The 19,955-nt window shown below is 37.2% G+C and carries 16 protein-coding genes; 7 read left to right on the forward strand and 9 right to left on the reverse strand.

All coding sequences use genetic code 11. The features are described 5' to 3' along the window. Positions 1 to 5: 5 nt before the first annotated feature. On the forward strand, positions 6 to 614 hold the full coding sequence (locus tag ABR854_RS01670; protein ID WP_350263604.1) for a glutathione peroxidase: 609 nt from the start codon (positions 6 to 8) through the stop codon (positions 612 to 614). A gap of 103 nt (positions 615 to 717) precedes the next feature. Continuing rightward, positions 718 to 1,599 carry a 1,4-dihydroxy-2-naphthoate polyprenyltransferase gene (locus tag ABR854_RS01675; protein WP_350263605.1) on the forward strand — a complete coding sequence of 294 codons (882 nt, stop codon included), beginning with the start codon at positions 718 to 720 and terminating at the stop codon, positions 1,597 to 1,599. Here ABR854_RS01675 and ABR854_RS01680 read toward each other — a convergent pair. Further along, a complete protein-coding gene (locus ABR854_RS01680) occupies positions 1,596 to 2,216 on the reverse strand; it encodes an OmpA family protein (RefSeq protein ID WP_350263606.1) in 621 nt (206 codons plus the stop codon). The two genes, ABR854_RS01675 and ABR854_RS01680, sit on opposite strands and share 4 nt — an antisense overlap. 288 nt (positions 2,217 to 2,504) lie before the next feature. Between ABR854_RS01680 and ABR854_RS01685 the strand changes: the two genes are divergently transcribed. Next, positions 2,505 to 3,851 carry a tetratricopeptide repeat protein gene (locus ABR854_RS01685; protein ID WP_350263607.1) on the forward strand — a complete coding sequence of 449 codons (1,347 nt, stop codon included), beginning with the start codon at positions 2,505 to 2,507 and terminating at the stop codon, positions 3,849 to 3,851. Positions 3,852 to 3,948: 97 nt separating this feature from the next. Here the strand turns inward: ABR854_RS01685 and ABR854_RS01690 are convergent, their stop codons facing one another. The 6 genes from ABR854_RS01690 to ABR854_RS01715 form a co-directional block, all read right to left on the reverse strand. Continuing rightward, on the reverse strand, positions 3,949 to 5,718 hold the full coding sequence (locus ABR854_RS01690; RefSeq protein WP_350263608.1) for a D-alanine--D-alanine ligase family protein: 1,770 nt from the start codon (positions 5,716 to 5,718) through the stop codon (positions 3,949 to 3,951). 404 nt (positions 5,719 to 6,122) lie between these two features. Then, positions 6,123 to 6,371, reverse strand: a complete 249-nt coding sequence (locus ABR854_RS01695; RefSeq protein WP_350263609.1) for a NifU family protein — start codon at positions 6,369 to 6,371, stop codon at positions 6,123 to 6,125. Positions 6,372 to 6,531: 160 nt separating this feature from the next. Beyond that, entirely contained in the window at positions 6,532 to 7,635 is a 1,104-nt protein-coding gene (locus tag ABR854_RS01700) for an Mrp/NBP35 family ATP-binding protein (RefSeq protein WP_350263610.1), read from the reverse strand. A 42-nt stretch (positions 7,636 to 7,677) separates the two neighbouring features. Further along, positions 7,678 to 8,397 carry a YqjF family protein gene (locus ABR854_RS01705; protein ID WP_350263611.1) on the reverse strand — a complete coding sequence of 240 codons (720 nt, stop codon included), beginning with the start codon at positions 8,395 to 8,397 and terminating at the stop codon, positions 7,678 to 7,680. A gap of 92 nt (positions 8,398 to 8,489) precedes the next feature. Continuing rightward, positions 8,490 to 9,470, reverse strand: a complete 981-nt coding sequence (locus ABR854_RS01710) for a GSCFA domain-containing protein (protein ID WP_350263612.1) — start codon at positions 9,468 to 9,470, stop codon at positions 8,490 to 8,492. Positions 9,471 to 9,691: 221 nt separating this feature from the next. Continuing rightward, positions 9,692 to 11,149, reverse strand: coding sequence for a CotH kinase family protein (locus ABR854_RS01715; RefSeq protein ID WP_350263613.1), 1,458 nt, complete (start codon positions 11,147 to 11,149; stop codon positions 9,692 to 9,694). 275 nt (positions 11,150 to 11,424) lie between these two features. On the opposite strand from ABR854_RS01715, the gene ABR854_RS01720 reads away from it, so the two are divergent. From ABR854_RS01720 to ABR854_RS01735, 4 genes are all read left to right on the forward strand, one after another. Continuing rightward, positions 11,425 to 12,510 (forward strand): sensor histidine kinase, encoded by a 1,086-nt coding sequence (locus ABR854_RS01720; protein WP_350263614.1) that lies wholly within the window; start codon positions 11,425 to 11,427, stop codon positions 12,508 to 12,510. Further along, on the forward strand, positions 12,510 to 13,226 hold the full coding sequence (locus tag ABR854_RS01725; protein WP_350263615.1) for a LytR/AlgR family response regulator transcription factor: 717 nt from the start codon (positions 12,510 to 12,512) through the stop codon (positions 13,224 to 13,226). Before ABR854_RS01720 ends, ABR854_RS01725 begins: the two co-directional genes overlap by 1 nt. 107 nt (positions 13,227 to 13,333) lie before the next feature. Then, positions 13,334 to 16,072: a TonB-dependent receptor gene (locus ABR854_RS01730; RefSeq protein ID WP_350263616.1), complete on the forward strand. Its 2,739-nt coding sequence runs from the start codon at positions 13,334 to 13,336 to the stop codon at positions 16,070 to 16,072. 25 nt (positions 16,073 to 16,097) lie between these two features. Continuing rightward, on the forward strand, positions 16,098 to 16,964 hold the full coding sequence (locus ABR854_RS01735) for a DUF4249 domain-containing protein (protein WP_350263617.1): 867 nt from the start codon (positions 16,098 to 16,100) through the stop codon (positions 16,962 to 16,964). Positions 16,965 to 17,040: 76 nt separating this feature from the next. Here the strand turns inward: ABR854_RS01735 and ABR854_RS01740 are convergent, their stop codons facing one another. Both ABR854_RS01740 and ABR854_RS01745 read right to left on the reverse strand, forming a co-directional pair. After that, positions 17,041 to 19,605, reverse strand: coding sequence for a M14 family zinc carboxypeptidase (locus tag ABR854_RS01740; protein ID WP_350263618.1), 2,565 nt, complete (start codon positions 19,603 to 19,605; stop codon positions 17,041 to 17,043). A gap of 61 nt (positions 19,606 to 19,666) precedes the next feature. After that, on the reverse strand, positions 19,667 to 19,870 hold the full coding sequence (locus ABR854_RS01745) for an MbtH family protein (protein WP_350263619.1): 204 nt from the start codon (positions 19,868 to 19,870) through the stop codon (positions 19,667 to 19,669). Positions 19,871 to 19,955: the final 85 nt, after the last annotated feature.

Consider the following 19,955-nt stretch of genomic DNA (forward strand, 5'->3'; position numbering starts at 1 on the left):
TGACTATGAAAAGGAAAATCATTTTCGCAACAATTTCTATCTTAACGCTGACAAGTCTTATGAGTTTTCGTTTAATTAAGATGCTTTTTTCTGACAAGAAAATGGTATCTGTAAAACCAGCAAATGTAATGGTAAAAGGTTCATTTTACGATTTCAGTTTGAAATCGCTCGATGGCAAAGAAACGATTGATTTTGCCAAATATAAAGGCAAAAAAGTGGTAGTAGTAAATACCGCTTCTGAGTGCGGCTACACGCCACAGTACGCTGATTGGCAAGCATTTCATAAAGAGCATGGCGATAAAATTGTAGTTTTGGGTGTTCCTGCCAATAATTTTGGTGGCCAAGAGCCAGGAAGCAATAAAGAAATTGCTTCATTCTGTCAGAAAAACTATGGCGTAACGTTCCAAATGCTTGAAAAAGTGAGCGTTGTTGGAAGTGACCAACACCCATTATTTAAATGGTTGAGCAAAAAAGACTTAAACGGTTGGAACGATAAAGAACCAACTTGGAATTTCTGTAAATACGTTATCAACGAAAAGGGAGAGGTTTCTCATTTCTTTGCTTCGGGCGTAAAACCAAATTCACCCGAATTTAAAAAAGCAGTAGGCATTTAAAAAAAAATAAGTGAATGATAGAATGTTTGAATGAGTGAATAAAAAAAAATATTCATTTTGGACTTAATATTCTATCATTCGCTCATTAATACATTCTATCATTATGAAACATTGGCTTTCGGCGGCTCGCCCACGTACCCTTCCTTTGGCACTGGCGAGTATTTTTATGGGTAGTTTTTTAGCAGCATCGGTTGGTCAGTTCAATTGGCTGATCTTTGCTTTATGTTGTCTTACGACAATTGCTTTACAAATTTTATCAAATTTTGCCAATGATTACGGCGATACTCAAAATGGTGCAGATTTAGCAGGAAGAGTTGGACCACAGCGAGCTGTTCAGTCAGGAGCAATCACACCTAAACAAATGCTCAATGGCATTTATGTTTTGGCTGTGCTTTGTTTAATTTTTGGAATTTCGCTACTATATTTTTCTTTTAAAGATGCTTCAATGCAAGTTTTCTGGGGATTTTTTGGACTGGGATTACTTTCAATGTTGGCTGCCTACACTTACACAGCAGGAAAAAAACCTTATGGATATGCTGGTTTGGGTGATATTTCGGTCTTGATTTTCTTTGGTTTGGTGGGAGTTTTAGGAAGCAATTACTTATTTACCAAAAATTTTGATTGGATAAATGTTTTCCCCGCTCTTAGTTGCGGACTTTTCGCAACTGGCGTACTGAATATCAATAATATTAGAGATATTGAGTCAGATACTCGTGCAGGAAAAAAGACAATTCCTTCGAGACTGGGCAAACAAAATGCAATAGTTTATCACTGGTTTCTAATCGGCTTAGGGATGTTGAGTATTTTGATATTTAGTTTTTTACAAGCAGAGAATAAATATTACTACATTATTTGTTTTCCATTATTTTTCTTGAACGGAATTAAAGTTTCTCGTTTGCCAAATCCCGATCCAATGCTAAAACAAATGGCACTATCTACGTTGGTTTTTGTATTAGTATTCGGACTGACGCAAATATTTGCTTAGTTTTTATTTCCTGAAACCTTGGAGGCATCTTTAGACTCTAAAAACTTCTTTTCATTAGCACTAATTTTAACCAAAACTCGTCTGTTTAATTTACGACCTTCTGGAGTTGCATTGCTTGCAATTGGGCGAGTTGCTCCATAACCCGCAATAGCTAATCTCTCAGCCATTACATTATGAGCTTTGAAATATAATGCCACTGTTTTAGCACGTGATTCAGAGAGTATTTTGTTGTTGAGTTGGTTGCCACTACTATCTGCGTGGCCTTCGATAAATATTTCAGTATAAGGATATTGATTTAATACCTCCGAGATATCGTTTAGTATTCCTTTGGCGTCAACGGTTAACTTCTCAGAACTCGACTCAAAATAAAAATCGGGTTGAAATGTAATATTAATACCGTCGGCAGTTCTCACAATTTCAGCTTTTTTGGCGGTTGCTCCAATCAAATCAGTTGCCAGTAAATCAAGCATGTTGCCAATCTTAACGGCGGCTTCGGCGGCGATTGGGTCTTTCTTTTTTGTTGTTTTTTCGTTTTTCGATATTTTTTTTGAAGAATTACAAGCGACAAGCAAAGACAAAATAATGGCCATGCCTGCCAATAAACGCATTGGTTTCATGAGATTAGGTGTTTTTTAGCGACGTAAGTAAATTATTTCTCTGCTCCGAAAAATAATAATTATGTAAAATTGGCAAAAAAAAAACGAATTTGGCAAGCTATTTGGTAAAAAACTTATTAATCGGTAGCAATGATGTAGTTTAATAAAAACTTTTTACCAAAAAGCATTGAGTAAACAGGCATAAAATTTATCTTTGCTAAAATATAAACTGACATGAAAATTCATGTCTTCAAGTAGTTTTACGATAATTTTATAGTTATTCGTGATTTTAAATTTTTTAAAAATCTTATGAAAAAAGTAATTTTACCCTTTTTATCAATCTGTTTGACACTTTGTGTTTTGCAGACAAACGCCCAACAAACAGCTTCAGAATTTTTTGATATTGGTGTAAATAAAAGTAAAGCAGGTGATTACATCGGTGCTTCACAGGCTTATAGTACGGCAATTGCAATGAATCCCGAAAATTCTACGAGTTATTATAATCGTGGTTTAGCTAAGCAACAATTGAAAGACCATCGTGGAGCAATTTTAGATTTTGACCGTACGATTGACCTTGACCCTAAAAATGCGTTGGCTTATTTGTATCGTGGAAAAAGTAAAAGCGACCAAGAAGACCACCGCTCAGCCTTGCAAGATTATAACCGTACGATTGAATTAAACCCAGAAGATGCTTTAGCATTTTTGTATCGTGGTATGACAAGAGCAAAATTATTAGATTATCGTCGTGCGATTCAAGATTTTACAAAGGTAGTAGAATTGAATACTGAAGATGATAAAAAATATCAAGCATATTTTTCTCGTGGTGCGTGTAAGTCTCGTTTAGAAGATTACCAAGGAAGTATATCTGATTTCACTAAGTCGATAGACATGAACCCAAAACGTTCTCAGTCTTTTGCGAGTAGAGGTTTTAGCCGTCTGAAAATAAATGATTTTTCGGGTGCAATCAAAGATTTTGATGAAGCCGTGAAATTAAATCCAGAAGATAGTGAGTCTTATTTCAATCGTGGTTTTGCAAAAACAAAAATTGATGATTTCCGTGGTGCAATGAATGATTACGACAAAGCGATTCAACTTGACCCTAAGAATGTACGTGCCTATTATGGTAGAGGGTTTTGTAGCAGTAAGCTTGGAAATCAGAAAGATGCTAATACTGATTTGACGAAAGCGATTGAAATTGATAACGTAAATATTGATTCTAAGGTATATTATACTGGACGTATGTCAAAAAATACTTTAGATGATTTAAGAAATGTAGTACAAGAAAAAAGTAAAATTAATGAATTTTCAGATGACCGTTCGGAAGCATTTTATAGCCGTGGTATCTCAAAATTCAAAACAGGTGATGGTAAAGGAGCAATCAATGACTTGAATAAGTCAATTGAGTTAAATCCAACTTACGCAGAAGCATATTTTTCTCGTGGTTTAGTTCGTTCTTCTATGGGTTTTCAGAAAGAAGCCTTACAAGATTGTTCGAATGCCATCAAATTAAACCCTAAGTATAGCGAAGCTTTCTATGTAAGAGGTATTATTAAGCACGCTCTGGGCGACGAAAATGCTGGTTGTTATGACCTCAGCCGTGCAGGTGAATTAGGTTATTCGGCAGCTTACAATGTAATTCGTGAGTATTGTAACTAAGATTTTTTTTGAAATGAAGCAATATAAAAAATCTCCGTCTGATGGCGGAGATTTTTATTTACGTTCTTTTGTCAGAAATATTTTTCAAATGATAGATTTATAACTCTATCAAAGTCTCAGTTTCACACTGGAAGATGAACTGAACTGTTTCAGCTAAGTCTGTTTCCGAAAACTTCTTCACTTGCCAATCAAAACTTCCTGCATATTTTGCTGTAATTTTTTCGGCTTTTCGCATAATTTCGGCAATGAATGGATGTTTTGGTTTTCCGATATTTTGCCCAAAATCTTGAATATCTGCCTTGAACATTAAGTTTACAGGAATTTTATACATTTGTCCATTGCGAGCAGCACAAATTGGAACGGGTTCATAGGCAGTTGATGATGCATATTCGCCCAGTTTTTTCTGAGCAATTTTATATTCTTCGTCAGTTTCTCCAAAGATAATAGCTACTTTCTTTCTGTTGGCTGCTACTCGTTCTTCAATCAAATTATCAATTCTTTCGAGTAAATTACGCAATGAAACCGTATTTTTTCCATTACGAATACGCTCACGAATTGACTGACGCACAAAATAGGTAATAGACTGCGTAACGGTCAGACCGATTTCAGCCATTTGTTTGAAAATCAATGAAGCGGGTGACATTCCTGGCAAAGTATTAGGGTCATGTAGTAAAACTCTGCTATCAGGAGTCAAGAAACCATCAATACGAGTAACGACACTGAAACCAAGACTATTGAAGGTTTTAAGCAAGTTTTCGTGAATCTTATGAAGATTCTCGAGGCTTGTTTCTACTGGAATACGTTTTTTAGTTACGTTCGATTTATATTTTGATTTAAAATCAAAAGTCTGAATTTCACCGTAAATTTCGGTAGGAGGTAGGGCAATGGCTGTGCCATCATCGTGCTGAATAACGCCACACGAAAACTCTTGTCCAACCACAAATTCTTCAATCATTACGTGGTCTTCTGCATTGGCCGAAATAGCCGTCACCGAATCAAGCGTAAATAAAAGTGCGTCCAGTTCTTCCATCAGCTCGACTGGATGATGCAAAATTTTGCCATTTACATAAAGCGGAAAACCAATACCTTCATCAAGATTTGATGTTTTTTCCATCAAATGACGTTTCTGGCGGTCGGTCATTTTTTCCCAATCACGTTTCAAGAATGTAACTTCAAAAAAACATTGCTGAACTGCTTTCGTAAATTCTTCAAGACTTCGTTTACGCACAATTGCTACCCCAATCGACGAACCTTGATGCGGAGCTTTAACCACAAACGGAAAACCAATATTATTAATAAGGTCAGTAAACATTTTCGAACGGTCAGCAACCTGCCACTCTTCACGAGTAAACGTGACCATTTTCTTTTTTTGGCCTGTCACGAGTGACATGAGCTTGTTTTGCATAGGTTTGTCGATACCCACCGACGAACCCATCAGACCTGGCCCCATGTATGGAATACCGTACCATTCGAGCAAACCTTGAATCGCACCATCTTCGGCTTGTGGGCCGTGCATGATGGTAAAGGCAAAATCCATGATTTGCGAGAAATCGGTTGGCTGAATCTGCTTTCCAACTTTGTAGATAAGTTTATAAAGTTGGGTTTCGTTGAGTTCGCCCAATGATTCAATATAGACTCTAAAACCACGGTTGAGGTTTTTTGAAGGGAAAAAATCACGGATTGATTCTTCGTAAAGTAATTCGGGATTTATCTGAATAAAATGCCCCAAACTATCAACAAAGATAGGAACAGGCTCAAAAATTGCCTTGTCAATATGCTCAAAGGCCGTTTTACCGCCTAAATACGAAATTTCTCTTTCTCGTGCTTGTCCACCGAAAAAAACACCGACTCTGATTTTATTTGCCATTATTAAATTTTGTTCACAGTTTTTGGTCTGCAAAAAATATTCCAATATATACCTAAAACTTATTGAGTTCGGAAAATAAAATAAGTTTTTTTATCTCATTTTCTTTATTGAGGTATTCTGATTTTTTAATTTTTGTACTTGCTCTATTGCCATCTCTAATGAAAAAGAGGGCTGTTTTGATAAGATTTCTTTCTGAACTTCTTCTATTTCCCGAAATGACATTTCTGATTTCATGGTTCAGTGTATTTATCGAATTACAATTTTACTAAAACTGTTAATTCTTGAAATTATTCTTAATTCAGATAATTTTTATTATTCCAAGTGCAAGTTAATAAAAAAGCCCCTTGCAAAAACAAGTGGCTGATATTTTTAAGCGTAATTTCTATAAAAAATACAATTTTACCTTAAAATGCAGGAGTCAGATTAAGAGCTTCTACTTTCTTTATTTCGGGAACTGCCTTTAAAATGGCTTCTTCCAAACCTGCCTTAAATGTCATGGATGACATCGGGCAGCTACCACATGCACCGAGCAATTCGAGTTTTGCCGTGAAATCTTCGGTTATTTCTACAACTCTTACGTTGCCTCCGTCAGTCTGTAAATAGGGTCTTACACTATTTAAGGATGCTTCTACTTTTTCTATTAAATTCTCCATTTAGCTTATTTTCAGCAAGTATATTTTGTAAAAATAATAAAAAATTTACACGATTTAAAAGATTTTTGGATTTTAGGATTATCATTGCTGGCAATGATTAAACTTTCCAACCAAAAGACTAATCTCACTGTTGACTGCCATCTGTTGACCGTGGACTAATCTATCTCACTTCAACTCTTACGGTTTTTTCGCCAGAAGCATTTCTGATAGCTACTTGGCGGGCTAATTCTTCGGCTGCATTTTTGAATGCTTCGCTTACGATTGGCGTTTCGTCCATCATTACTGGGCGGCCATCGTCTCCACCTTCACGAATGCTTTGAACGATTGGAATTTGACCTAAAAGTGGCACATTGAGTTTTTCGGCCATGTTTTTACCGCCATCTTTTCCGAACAAATAATATTTATTGTCGGGCAATTCGGCAGGAGTGAAGTAGGCCATGTTTTCAACGATACCTAAGATTGGCACATTGATTTGTTGCTGACGAAACATAGAGGCTCCTTTTGTTACATCGGCCAAAGCTACTTTTTGTGGGGTTGTAACTACCACAGCCCCTGTTAATGGCACGGTTTGTACCAATGTTAGGTGAATATCGCTCGTTCCAGGCGGGAGGTCAATCAAAATATAATCTAAATCGCCCCAATCTACATCGCCAAAGAACTGACGCAAGGCTTGACTGGCCATTGGACCACGCCAAACAACAGCACTATCGGCAGGAGTAAGGAAACCAATCGAAATCATTTTGATGCCATATTGCATGATTGGTGTAATCATATTTTTGCCATCTTTTTGGGTAATGAGTGGCTGCATGTTTTCGGCTCCAAACATTATCGGAATTGACGGCCCCGAAATATCAGCATCAATGATACCTACTTTCGCACCAGCTTTTTTAAGAGCCATTGCCAAATTTACGGTAACAGTCGATTTTCCTACACCGCCTTTGCCCGACGAAATAGCAATGATGTTTTTTACACCTGCCAAAACTGGAGCATTGTTACGAATCGACGTTACGTCGGCCGTCATATTTACCGTTACTTTCACATCGGGATTGAGATGCGTATGAATGGCATCGGTACAGTTTTTCTTGATGAGTTCTTTCAGCGGGCAAGCAGGCGTGGTAAGCACAACCGTGAAAGTAACTTGATTGACACCAACCTCAATGTCACGAATCATGTTGAGCGTAACGAGGTCTTTTTTTAAATCTGGCTCCTCGACGGTGCTGAGGGCTTGTAGTACTTTTTCTTTCGTGATGGTTAGTTCTCCCATTTGTTTTGGTTGTACAGCAAAACAAGTTAGAAACTTGTTGTACTAAATTATTACTTTTCCTTTAAAAACTGCTACTTCTGAGCCTTCGGCCAAAAGTACTGATGTGGGTGATGTATCTTTTAAAAAAGCGAATTCTTGGCCATAAAGTTCCTCAAAATTACATAAGATTTGTGAGTTCTGTACTCGATGCACATTCCATCTTGGGTGCTGTACTTGATATTCGTTGGTTTTGTTGGCCGAATAGCCCGCATAGCCCCAATAATGTTCGGTGATAAATTCTTCTTCGCTACCTATTTCGATGGGCGTAGTTACAGAATCGGCATCGACTTGGATATGATTCCAGCCCGATTTTGATTTCCAAGAATATTTTACAAAATGTTGATTATCAATAGTTTTTATTTCGTGCGTGCAAGGATGCGTGGCGTAATTTTCTTTATAGAGCGTGTTGGCTACGAAAGTAATCATGGCTTTTGGAACAATTTCTTTGATAAAAACTACACCTCGTTTCCATTCACCGTTGTCGTTGTAGCGAACATAGAATCGAAGATTTACTTCATCGAAATTTGTATGAAAAGGAAATTTGATGCCCAAAACTTGGGTTTCGAGAAACTGAAAACCTACTAAACTGGCATAACAACGGCCATTCCAAAAGTCAAGCTCGGTTTTGTAGGGTACATATTTTTCTAAGATTTTAGGTGGAATTTCGTAGTTTGCCATTACGAGGTTGCTCCAATGGGCTTTCAGAAAGGTTTTTCCGAACATATTTTTGACTGATTCAAATGAAAAATAACTACTCATAAAACGAAAAAATCAGTGCGAATGTTCACACTGATTTTTTCATAAGAAGCTACTTTTTATGCTGCAACGAGTTGCGAACGAACAATTTCTATTTCGTTGGTTACATCTATTTTTTTGCTTAACACATCCAATTTTTCGAGCAAATCAACTAAAAACTTTTGATGAGCAGGTGTATCGGTCTGAATCGGGCGATGATTGAGCGACATCTTTACTTTATTCCATTCTTTCAGAAAAACATTGAGGTCTTCGGTGAAATAAGTATTGGCAAACTTCTCGAAAATATACTGCTCAGCTTGTTCGTTTGGATGAATCATGTCGGCGGCATAGAAACGATAATCTCGCAAATCGTCCATCATGATTTCGTAGCTCGGAAAGTAATGTACATCATTAAAATCTTGCTCTAAATGATAACAAGCCGTGCGTAAAATACTCTTGCTGACCGAATTAAGCTGTAACGTCTCACGGGTATGGCGTACAGGGCTAACCGTCAAAATAATTTTTATCTTGTTATTTTGCATTTTCAAAGCCTCGTACATTGGGCGGAAACGAAGTAAAATTTCTTTCACAGTTAACATTTCCTTTTTGAAGTTTGATGCAGGAGTTTTGTGGCAATTCGATACGATTTGGCTGTTTTCTTTGAGTTGATGCACAATCGACGAACCGAGTGTAATGACCAAAAAATTAGCTTTTCGTAGAAACTGATTTACTTTTTTGTGCGTAAGATTGAGTTCTCGCTCCAATTCTTCTTTTGAATTGGCATAAAACTTCGAGTGAAAATCATAATGTTGCCAAATACCGTTGTTTTCGAGCATTAGGTGCTTAAAAACGGGTTGATTTTGCAGGCTATGGCTTATCAACTTAAAAATTGAAGAGGGGTTAAATACAGTCCCATAAGGATTACAGAGACATTGTAATTTATTATCAGTGAGCTGACCTCCTATGACCTCGGAGAAACACGAACCAACGGTCATAATCTTAGAGTCAGTGCTGATTTTGAAGCGAGCTGGAGCCACTTCAATTTCAGTACGAAAATCCATTTTGCTTCTTTTTAGGGGTTAGTTTATAGGAACTATTAATTGATTGATTATCAATAGTTTGCGAAAGTAAATCTAACAATTAATACTTCCAAGTTATTTCGTAAAAAAATGTTTTTTGAAACTTTTTAGTTTTATGTACCTCGAAAAAATACAATAAAAAAGCAGAGAAATATTATTCGTTCAAAAATAATACTTCTCTGCTGCTGAAAATATGACCTAAATCATTTCAAAAAATCTTTGACCTCTGCGTTGCGTTTTACAACGTGAGATTTCAGCATATTTAGCTCATTATCAAAGTCTTCAGGTTTATTTAGATGTGTAAATGGTTTTTGTTCTTTGGCAACTGCCAAGGCAATTAATTGATAATTTTTATCAAAAAGTGCTGACATTTTTTCGGGCGTAAAAACATTTTCAGTAAACTCTTTTACGTAGTTTTTGTATTTCGCAAAATAAACTTTATCATCGGCAATATAGCGAAGTAAAGGCCAGCTTTTGCCAACATCTTTCAATGAAAGTGAAACACTACGTCCCATTGGCCCACCCATCGGTGGAGATCCAAAACGTTCGGATGGCTTAAAGCCTTCGGGCATTTTTGAATCTTTGCTTTGTAAACCGTTGGGTGGTCGCATTCCGAATGCAGGAAACTCCATTTTTAGACCCAATGCTTGGTCATGGTCCCACGGAATCCATGTGAGTTTTTGGGTAGGGGAGTTATACAAATAAAAATTATGTGCCATTCCTCCATAGCTGTCCCAATTAACGATGGTATTATTTACGGCCAAATATTTCAGAAAATGTTCCATATTAAAGGTTTTTTCTAAATCAGCTCGCCATAGTGCTGCATTTGTGGTGCGTTCTGAACTATTGAGAGCTTTGATAAATGCCTCAATATCAGCCCAATCGGCTTTTTTCTTGTTGTTTTTTTTCTCGAACTGCTCTTTTTTAAACTTCGTAAAATTTGATTCGGGTTTATAAATATTACCGGCATTTTCTCCAAATTGTGTTTCAATCATGGTGTCGTCAATGACCTCGGTGAGTGTATAAACTCCACAATACTTTTTTCCTTCGCCAAAATCAATATAGATTTTATAGAAAGCTGTTTGTGCGGAAGGAATACCTGCTTCACGGAAAATATCGGCCGTTACTTTTTCTCGAATCAACGATTTATCGCTCATCGCAGGCGAAAATGCTAATTCTTGAAAACCATATAGTTTTTGTTTCTTTTTGTTGGTTTCAAACTGACCAAAATCTAATCTAAACGGTAACTTATACACGCCTTTTCCCCAAGTCATCATTAGGCTTGAGTTTCCTTTCAGTCTAAATGCAACTTTTGGGTAGGTTTTTCCTTTAAACTTTACTGATGTTTGTACATAATTTGGCTCACCTTTACCAAAGCTCATCATTGGTGGACCATCTTCAAAGTTTGGTGGCGGCATGGGTGGCATTTTGCCTCGATTCGGAAAACCTCCTTCGCCAAAATCATTACCAAATTTGGTTTTCATATCGGCTCTAATGCTATCCCATTGGGTTTTAGTAAGGCTAATTTCGAGCGTATTTATTTTGTTTTGTGGAAAAACGACTCCGTAGTTGGGTTGAGTTTTGGGTGGTTTATTTGCCAATAAATTTACCGAAACCAAACAAATGACCAAAAGGATACTTATTTTTAAGAAATTTTTCATGTTGGTAAGCTGTTTTTTGAGCTTTAGATGGACAAATAAATGAGAAACTTGCTTAAAAATTACGGTGTGTAGAAATGGGATTTATATGTGTAGATGCAAAGTTGCAAAAGAAAATTTTCTACACAATTCGGTAGTTTGTATGCACATAAGGGACTGATAGACAGTTGTTTAGTTGATTGTATTTTTTTTGCCGTTATTATGTTCTTGAAAATATTTTCATCATAAATACTCAGAGTAGCTGACAATCTGAAAATCTGTTCAACCAAAGAAAATTAATGAAATCTCTTCAACGATATTCGGTTTTGCTGCACATCATTGGCTGGATAATCTTTAGTATTATTCCATTAATGGCATTACCATTTAATAATATTTTTTCGCCCCCAAATATCAAAATGTTTGTGTTGCCACAATTATTCAGCACTTTTTTGTTGATAATTGTTTTCTATTTCAATCTGCATTTTTTTACGCCAAACTATCTTAATTCTAAAAAAAGCTGGTATTTCTTGGGTTTTTCTTTGTTAGGTTTTTTGCTTGTTTTGGGTTTAAATACGGTGGTTTTTGAGGTTTTCTTTAAACCACATTTCAAAGATTTTCCGTTTCCCAAAATGCGACCGAGATTTAATAACGGGCGACCGATGCCACCGCCATCAATGGTTTTTAATCCAAGGTTTTTTGGCATTTTTTTCTCTTATTTATTATCGGTAATTGCCAGTTCGATGTTGGCTTTGGTGTATGAACGCACACGAAGTAAAGAAGAAAATCAGCAGATTTTGATAGAAAAAACTGCTGCCGAATTGGCAGTTTTGAAATTACAGGTGAGTCCACATTTTTTGTTTAATACGCTCAATAATATCCGTTGGCTGGCTCGCCAAAAGTCAGAAAAAACCGAAGATGCAGTCGTGAAGTTATCGCAACTTTTGCGATACATGATTTATCAGTCAGGCAATGATAAAGTGGCTTTAGAGCAAGAAATTGAGCATTTACGGAATTATATTGATTTACAGAAAATGCGATTGACCGATAAAAATTCAGTCGATTTTATTTGTGAAGGCGATACTTCAAAACTGCGAATTGAACCATTACTTTTTATTCCTTTCGTAGAAAATGCCTTTAAATTTGGCTTGCATAACCAAGAAAAAAGCGATATTTTGATTGGAATTAGGGCTTCGGAGAATGAACTATGGTTTTATGCTGAAAACACTGTTTTTGGGTCGAATATGCCCAGTACTGGAGAAGATTCGGGTATCGGAATTCAGAATGTTGAGCGGCGTTTGGCTTTACATTACCCAAATTCGCACGATTTGCGAATCGGTAATAACGAAGGAAAATTTAGGGTAGATTTAACAATAAAACTTGCATAATGTCGAAGATAAACTGTGTGGCGATTGATGACGAGCCTTTTGCCTTAGAAATTATGGCCGATGATATTCAGAAAATTAGTTTTTTGAATTTGGTCGGTACATTCTCGAATCCGATGGATGCTTGGGAGCTGATAAAACAAGGCAAAGTAGATTTAATTTTCTTGGATATTCAGATGCCTGTCATTTCGGGGACTCAGTTTTTAAGAAGCCTGCCAAAACCTCCGATGGTGATTTTTACGACGGCCTATCAACAGTATGCACTCGAAGGCTATGATTTAGATGTGGTTGATTATCTGCTCAAACCCATTCCGTTTGACAGGTTTTTGAAGGCCGTTAATAAAGCCGAGGAATTATTTCGTTTACGGAGCAAAGAACAGCAAAATTTACCCGTAGTTGAGGATGTAAACTTCTTTTTTATCTATTCAGAATACAAGCAAATCAAGATTTATTTTGATGATGTTTTGTATGTGGAAGGCTTGAAAGATTATGTTAAAATCTACATCAAACAGCAATCGAAGCCAATTTTGACCCGAATGAACCTCAAAATGATGGCAACCAAACTTCCGTCTAATCTATTTTGTAGAGTGCATCATTCATTTATTGTGGCTCTCGATAAAATTTCTGCATTTCAGAAAACTAAGTTGCTTGTTGGTGAAAAAGAATTGCCGATTGGTCGAAAATTTGCGGAGTTTTTTGAGCAACAGTACCAGCAATAATACAAAACATCTACACAATCTAACCGAGTTTCGACACTTGCTTATTCTCGTACATCTCAAAATCTTCATTGAGCGTCTTTGTCATTGAAACAAACATACGCCCAATAATGAAAAAAACTCTTCTTTATTTATTATTCATTCTAACCTACTTTCCCAAAGATTCGTTTGCCCAAGCTCCAAAATTGGCTGACGCAAACACGAAGGTTATCAAAGATGAATTTTACAATAACATTGCTTTTCCTACGGTTTTGGCAGATTTAGAGAAAAAATACGCTTTGAAACTGCTTTATGACAAACAACAACTCCAATTTTTTAATATAACACATTGGTTTGCGAACGAAACGGTTGAGTCAGGTTTGAAAGTAATTCTGAAAAAACTTCCATTGAAACAGTATGTCGATGAAAATGGCTTCATCAATATCGTATCAAAATCTACAAGGGTAGAAACCGCCGTAGATAGGCAGTTTGTTGGAAAAGCTGAGAAATCAAATTTTACGCTTACAGGCCGAATTGTAGATTTGACAAATGGCGAAAATCTCCCTTTTGCATCGGTAGTTGTGAAGGGTGAAAAAATTGGTTCAGAGTCGAATGTGGATGGATATTTTACACTCTTGAAAGTACCTTCTGATACCGTCACGCTTGAGGTGAGTTATGTGGGCTATCGTACTCGAAATTTTCATCTTAATCCAAAATTGGATGTCAATGACCTGAAAATTGAAATTGAGCCAGCCATTGGTGTGCTGGAAGAAGTAACCGTGCAAGGCGAAAAAACAGAAGTTTTGAAAGCTAACGAAATTGTGGGTATGATAAAAATGACACCTCGAAACATTGCTAAATTGCCCAACGTTGGTGAGCGTGACCCATTTCGTGCTTTTCAGTTGATGCCAGGCGTTAGTGCTTCCAACGAATCATCGTCGGGGCTTTATGTGCGTGGCGGTACTCCCGACCAAACGCTCGTGCTTTACGATGGCTTTACGGTTTATCATGTTGACCACCTTTTTGGGTTTTTCTCAGCTTTCAATTATAACGCTATCAAAGATATTCAGTTGTATAAAGGTGGTTTTGATGCCAAATTTGGAGGAAGAATCTCGGCTGTTGCCGAAATTACGGGCAAAGATGGTAATAAAAAAGAGTTTAATGCGGGCGTTGATTTGAGCTTATTGAGTACCAATGCTTACATAGAAACCCCACTTGGCTCAAAATTTACATTCTTGGCTGCTGCTCGACGTTCGTATAAAGGGCCACTTTATAACAAACTTTTTAAGCGTTTTACGAGCGAAAATCAAACACAGACACAAACACAGATGCCAATGGGAGGTGGCCCTGGTGGTGGGCGTTTTGGCAGTTTTACGGCAACGCAAGTGGCAAGTTCTTATTTCTATGACCTTAATTCTAAACTTACCTATACGCCAAATAAAAAGGATATTCTTTCGCTGAGTTTTTATAACGGAACTGATAATATGGATAATTCGGCAAGCTCGGATTTAGGTGGTCTTGGAGGATTTGGCGGAAGAAATATCGGACTAAATTCTTCAAATACGGATGTGTCGAACTGGGGGAATCTGGGCGGTAGTTTCAAATGGTCGAGGCGTTGGAGTGATAAGTTTTATAGCAATTCGTTGATTTGTTATTCTAATTATTACAGCGGAAGAGACAATAGCCGAACGATTTCAACAACTCGTGACGGCGTAACTCGTGATGTAAAAATAGGGCAGTTGGAAGATAATAACCTAAATGATTTTACGGCAAAAACTGATTTTGAATGGAAGATTTTCAAAGGGAATTCCTTAGATTTTGGCCTGCAATACACAAAAAATATCATTAAATATCAGTACAGCCAAAACGATACGATTACGGTTTTGGATAGAAATGACCAAGGTTCAACATCGACTTTTTATGTACAAGATAACGTAAAACTATTGAATGGACGTTTGCATTTAATTCCAGGAGTACGCCTTACGTATTTTGATGTAACGAAGAAAAACTACGTAGAACCACGCTTTTCGGCCAATTTTAACTTAACTAAGCAGTTTAAAATCAAAGCTGCGGCTGGTGTTTATTATCAGTTTGTGAAGCAAATCAATCGAGAAGATATTTCGCAAGGGAATCGTAATTTTTGGGTTTTATCTAATGCAGAATCTTTGCCAGTTACGAAATCAAACCACTTAATTTTAGGCGGAAGCTATGAAGTTGGAAATTATCTGTTCGATGTGGAGTTTTATCAGAAAAACAGTACTAATATCACCGAATATACGCTGCGTTTTGTGCCACAAATTGGGCGTGGACTCAGTGCAAGTGAAACATTCTTTAATGGTTCAGAGATAATCAATGGCGTGGATGTGTTGGTTCAACGGAAATTTGGAGATTTTAATGGCTGGATTGGCTATACTTTGGCCGAAGCCAAACGAAATATTGCAGCATTTTCTGATAAACCTTATTATTCTGACCAAGATGTAAGGCATCAGTTTAAAGCTATCGGCTCATACAAATATAAAAATTGGGATTTTGCCGCTACTTGGATTTTCTCGTCAGGCCGACCATATACGTCAATTTTGGGAGCCTATCAATTGACACTTTTAGACGGAACTGTGAAAAACTTTACCAATCCATCTGATAAAAATGCCAATCGTTTTTCGGCCTATCACCGAATGGATGTTTCAGCTACCTATAATTTTAGTCCAAATTTCAATATTGGTTTCTCTATTTTCAATCTTTATAATCGAAGCAATACTTGGTATAAACGTTTTCAGGTCATTACCGAAGATGATGTCACGGCTTTGCAGATAACTGATGTAAAATACTTGGGAATTACGCCAAATATTACCCTAAGTTGGAAATTGAGATAATGGTTTGAATTTAATCTTGAAAACAATGAGCAAAAAATATATAACCCCATTTTTATTGGTTTTTCAGTGCATTTTATGGTCATGTACCGAAACCAATGATGTAATAAACCCAGGTGATAAACCAATTATTGAGGCATATCTCGCCCCAAATCATCGAGTAAGTTTGAAGGTTTTTACTGAAATTCCTTATTCAGAATCAGCCGAAGGTGTCTCTGAACCCATTGATGGGCTTTCGATAAAAATTACGGGTACGGATGGCAAAGTTTTTAATTTAACTTCACTCGGTAACGGTTTGTACGAATCTTCTAAAACTCAACTAATTGGCTCAGCCAAAACCATTTATACAATGGAGTTTGATTATAAAGGTAGAAAAGTGAGTGCTTCGACCGAAATTCCTGAAAAACCAGTGAGTTTTAAGATTGATAAAACCTCAATTTCTCGCACCCAAATAGATTTATCAACTGGTTTCCCAATGGGTGGCGGCGGATTTGGTGGAGGAGGTGGTGGCCCTTTCGGTGGTGATGAAAACACTTCGGTGGTGCTTACATGGAGTAATCCTAACCAGAACTATCATTTTGTGGCGGTCGAAAATACTGAAACCACTCCAGTTCAGATTGTGATTCCGCCTTCGGGGGCGACTTTGCCAAGTTTTAGATTTTTCAATGAACCACTGACGGGTGTCAATAATACCTTACGTTCGCAGAGTTTTCAGTATTTCGGTAGCCATAATATTGTCTTGTATCGAGTCAATGCCGAATACGCTGCACTTTATCAGTCGAGTGGTACAACGTCAAAGAATCTCAGTACACCACCAACGAGTATAGTTAATGGACTCGGAATTTTTACGGGTATCAATGCCGATACTTTGAAATTTACAGTGAACAAAAATTAAGAGAGTAATATATCTATTTTTTAAGGTTAGTAAACATAATAAAGGGTCGGTTTTGCCGACCCTTTTATTTTGAATTTTACTCTTCCTCGGCTCCAAATTGTCCGCCAGAACTAATATTGCTTCCAAAAAAGAGGGCGTTTAAAAATAATTTGTTTGTACCAAACCAAGTTCCTCTGAAATTAGGGTCATCAGAAAACAGAATGGCTCGGCCACTACCTTCATAACTAATATTAATCGCTGCCGAATTAGCGATTCGTTTCAAAGATTCTGGATGAACATAACCCGTGATTCTCGGACTTTGCGTATAAACCAAAACCGAATTTGCCGCTCCAACACTTCGTTCTAAAATAGTATTGTTGTTTCTATAAATCGCCATTTTTTTGCTGGTATAGCCAAATCCAATCGGACTTGTTATGTCAAGTTCAGCCTCGAATACAGCACCGCCTGTTTGTTTCGCTCCTTCCGATGCCTGAAAATCTTCGTAATTGATGCGAACTTTATTTCGACTACTATCTGGTTTTGCTTCACGAAGTTTTTCTTTAATAATGTCTTGTTTAATAACCCATTCTGTTCCTCCTTTTTGAGTAATTAAAGTTCCGCCATTAGCAACCCAAGCCTTGAGTTTTTGAGCAGCAGTTTTATCAAGTACAGCATAATTTCCACCAACTAATACAATCGTATTATAGCGATTAATATTCAAGCGAGCAAAATTATAAACTTCAACTTTTGTAATTGGCATTCCGATTTTTGTATCCAACAAATGCCAAACTTCGCCCGCTTCAGAAGCCGTCACACCACCACCTACGAGCATCATGGCTTGTGGTTTCTTTACTGTCTGAAAACTATTGCTACCTAAATCAATGCCCGATGTACTAAAACCAGTCGAAACGGTTTCAATAGTAACACCTGTATTTTGAGAAATCTGCTTCAATTTTTGGTATAATTCTTCCGAATTAAATTTTTGTTTTTGCACCGAAATTAATAAAGTACCATGGCCGTATTCTTTTCCACCGATACTAAGTTTCTTAAAAGCTGTTTTTGTAAGTATTTGATTATTAAGTAGTTGGTTGAGTGCTTTGGGGGCATAATAGTCTGTCCAGTCAATCAAATATGCGTATTCGCTTTTGGTAAGTAGGGCAGGAGTAGGTTTTAGATCTGCTTTTGTTATACGTTCGCCTTTTTGGAATGTTCCTTTAAGCTCAGCATGAGGAAGTCCATAAGCGAGAGCTAAATTCCACGCCGAAGCATCATAAAACAAACTATCGGCAAAAGTTGTTGGACGGTCGAAAATTGAGCGAACCATCAAAAACTGAGGCTGTGCTGATGGAATAACAACGGCTTTTCCCTTCTTAAATGTAGTGCCATTTTCTGTAATATCTGCTGTTAGTTGATAAAATTCAATGTTATGCTGAAGCAATAAATCCCAAAATGCTTGATTTCGACTTTGGTCCTTAGCATCGCCAATAATGAAGGCTTTGGTCGTGAATTTTTGCCCTTGAGCAATCGTTTCCGTAAAGAAATTACGTTGATGCTTCAAAAGTGTTTCTTTCTCAATCAACGAAGCACGAACGGTTGCCAAAGCATTCACTAATTGATTTCTGACCGTAAAACCGAAGGTTAAATCCCCATTTTGGCTTTCTTGCACGTGTCCACGAGAACTTGCTTGTTCAAATAAAAGTCCCAAACCACCTTCCATATCGGGGTAGCTTGAACCATACCCTGGATAAAAATTATCGAAAGATTCTTTTGTGTAGTAAAGGGAACCAATTTCGTTCATTGCTTGCTCGAAATACTTCGCAAATTTGCTATTTAAATCTCTGTAAACAGATTTCGGTACAAGTGGATTTTCCGCATTTTCTTTCGTAGGCTCAAAAAAATGCGAAGCGTTTGTTCCCATTTCGTGAAAATCAGTTACAACATTAGGCAACCATTGATGATAAAATGCCAAACGATTACGACTTTCAACATTTACAGCCAAATACCAATCACGGTTCAAATCAAACCAATAATGATTGGTGCGTCCGTTTGGCCAAACTTCGTTGTGTTCACGGTCGTTAGCATCGGCCACCATTGGGTCGCCTTTGTGCATATTTGCCCAATGCGTGTGGCGGTCACGCCCATCAGGATTAATGACAGGTTCCATTAAAATTACGGCATCTTTCAGCCAACCAAGAGCTTCTGGGTCTTCGGTAGCTGTCAAATAATAGGCTGTCAGAATCGATGCTTCACCACCTGAAGGCTCATTGCCGTGTACATTATATCCCAACCAAATAATGGCAGGTGCTTTCTTGGTATCTGGCATAGGTTTGCTTGGGTCAGTGAAGGTCAAATGCTCTTTTCTGATTTCATCTAATCGTTTAATATTTTCGGGAGTAGAAATGGTCACTATTATTTGCTCACGATGCTCATTGGTTTCTCCAATTTTCTGAACTGTCACTCGGTCAGATACTCGGTCGAGTTCACGCATGTACTCAACCAATTTGTCATGACGAGTGTGATGAGAGCCAATGCCATATCCCAAAAATTGTTCAGGAGTTGGGATTGCGGCATTGAGTTGTTTCTTAGGGAAAAAATAATCATTTTGTGCTAAAGAGATAGCAGAAATACCAAAGCAGTAAACAAACACAAGAAGTTTCTTCACGGTGATTTTTAGGGTTTAGTTTGTGATAAAAGTAAATAAATAAAAAATGGAGAGAAGCTATTTAGTTTCCCTCCATTTTTTTTCTGAGCGAAAGCGGACGCATATCTGTCCAAATTTGCTCTATATATTCTAAGCATTCTTTTTTTGTACCTGTTTTTCCAGCGTCTTTCCAGCCAAGGGGATTTTCTCTGACTTCTGGCCAAATGCTGTACTGTTCTTCATGATTTACAAGCACTTTGTACATGATTTCGTCTTCGTAGTCCATGGCTTTAGTGTATTTTAGTTTTTGTTCATAAAAAGTAAAATTTCCTAAAGCAATATATAAATTTAATTGAAATCAGTCAAGAAAA

The sequence above is a fragment of the Emticicia sp. W12TSBA100-4 genome, assembly GCF_040253585.1.
Taxonomy (GTDB): Bacteria; Bacteroidota; Bacteroidia; order Cytophagales; family Spirosomataceae; genus Emticicia.